Raw genomic sequence first — 2,426 nt, forward strand, 5'->3', positions numbered from 1 at the left:
TAAGCACAAGCTTCCGTGATCGTTAATCCATATGCCCCTTCCTGACCAGTTATATCAACTGGAGTTTCAGAGTAGTCCGCTAGTCCACCCGCTATATCACAAGCTTCAATCGTATCATCGTCTGGGGCGGTAACTACTGGATTGGTCGTATCATCAATCGTGATCGTTTGTACATCCGTGCCTACATTCAGACATTCATCGGTTACTGTGAAGGTCCGCGTGATTACGATCGGACAGGTGCCAGCTTGGGTATCTACATAAGTGGTCGTATAAGCACAGGCTTCCGTGATCGTCAGACCATATGCCCCTTCCTGACCGGTAATGTCTACTGGCGTTTCAGAATAATCAGCCAGTCCTCCAGCAATATCACAAGCCTCGATTGTATCATCATCCGGGGCAGTGACTACCGGATTAGTGGTGTCATCAATCGTGATCGTTTGTACATCCGTACCCACATTCAAGCACTCATCGGTTACCGTGAAGGTCCGTGTAATTACGATTGGGCAGGTACCCGCCTGGGTGTCAACATAAGTTGTAGTATAAGCACAAGCTTCCGTGATCGTTAATCCATATGCCCCTTCCTGACCGGTAATGTCGACCGGAGTTTCGGAATAATCAGCAAGTCCTCCAGCGATATCACAAGCTTCAATCGTATCATCATCCGGGGCGGTAACTACCGGTGCAGTCGTATCATCGATAGTGATCGTTTGGACATCCGTTCCTACATTCAAGCACTCATCGGTTACGGTGAAGGTTCGCGTAATCACAATTGGGCAGGTACCGGCTTGGGTATCTACATAAGTCGTGGTGTAGTTACAAGCTTCCGTAATAGTTAAGCCATAAGCTCCTTCCTGACCCGTAATATCTACTGGAGTTTCCGAGTAATCAGCGAGACCTCCGGCAATATCACACGCTTCAATCGTATCATCATCTGGTGCAGTGACTACCGGGGCAGTCGTATCATCGATGGTGATCGTTTGTACATCGGTGCCAACATTCAAACACTCATCGGTTACCGTAAAGGTCCGGGTAATGACGATTGGGCAGGTACCGGCCTGGGTATCTACGTAAGTCGTAGTATAAGCGCAGGCTTCCGTAATGGTGAGGCCGTAAGCACCTTCCTGACCAGTGATGTCAACCGGGGTCTCAGAATAATCAGCTAATCCACCGGCAATATCGCACGCTTCAATCGTATCATCATCCGGAGCCGTAACAATTGGATTAGTGGTATCATCAATGGTGATCGTTTGTACATCAGTGCCGACATTCAGACACTCATCGGTTACCGTGAAGGTTCGTGTAATCACGATTGGGCAGGTGCCGGCCTGGGTGTCTACGTAAGTGGTAGTGTAAGCACAGGCTTCGGTAATGGTTAATCCATAAGCTCCTTCCTGACCGGTAATATCTACCGGGGTTTCAGAATAATCAGCCAGTCCGCCCGCTATATCACAAGCTTCAATCGTATCGTCGTCCGGTGCCGTAACTACCGGATTAGTGGTATCATCAATCGTGATCGTTTGTACATCCGTTCCTACATTCAGACACTCATCGGTTACCGTGAAGGTCCGCGTAATTACGATTGGGCAGGTGCCGGCTTGGGTGTCTACGTAAGTTGTGGTGTAGTTACAAGCCTCTGTAATCGTCAGACCATAAGCGCCTTCCTGACCCGTAATATCTACTGGGGTTTCTGAGTAATCAGCAAGTCCGCCCGCTATATCACAAGCCTCAATCGTATCATCATCCGGGGCAGTAACTACTGGATTTGTAGTATCATCAATCGTGATCGTTTGTACATCCGTTCCTACATTCAGACACTCATCGGTTACCGTGAAGGTCCGCGTGATTACGATTGGGCAGGTGCCGGCTTGCGTATCCACGTAAGTCGTGGTGTAGTTACAGGCTTCTGTGATCGTCAGACCATAAGCGCCTTCCTGACCCGTAATATCTACTGGGGTTTCTGAGTAATCAGCAAGTCCGCCCGCTATATCACAAGCTTCAATCGTATCGTCGTCCGGTGCCGTAACTACCGGATTAGTGGTATCATCAATCGTGATCGTTTGTACATCCGTACCCACATTCAAGCACTCATCGGTTACTGTGAAGGTCCGCGTAATTACGATTGGGCAGGTGCCGGCTTGGGTGTCTACGTAAGTTGTGGTGTAGTTACAAGCCTCTGTAATCGTCAGACCATAAGCGCCTTCCTGACCGGTAATGTTTACCGGAGTCTCGGAATAATCCGTTAAACCGGTCGCTACATCGCAAGCTTCAATCGTATCATCATCTGGTGCCGTAACTACCGGATTAGTAGTATCATCAATCGTGATCGTTTGTACATCCGTTCCTACATTCAGACACTCATCGGTTACCGTGAAGGTCCGCGTGATTACGATTGGGCAGGTACCGGCTTGCGTATCCACGTAAGTCGT

1 pseudogene is annotated in these 2,426 nt (G+C 48.9%); it reads right to left on the bottom strand.

The features are described from left to right. Positions 1 to 2,426: pseudogene (locus CRP01_RS42690) on the bottom strand (hypothetical protein); the annotation flags it as partial.

This window comes from Flavilitoribacter nigricans DSM 23189 = NBRC 102662, from assembly GCF_002646595.1.
Lineage (GTDB): Bacteria > Bacteroidota > Bacteroidia > Chitinophagales > Saprospiraceae > Flavilitoribacter > Flavilitoribacter nigricans.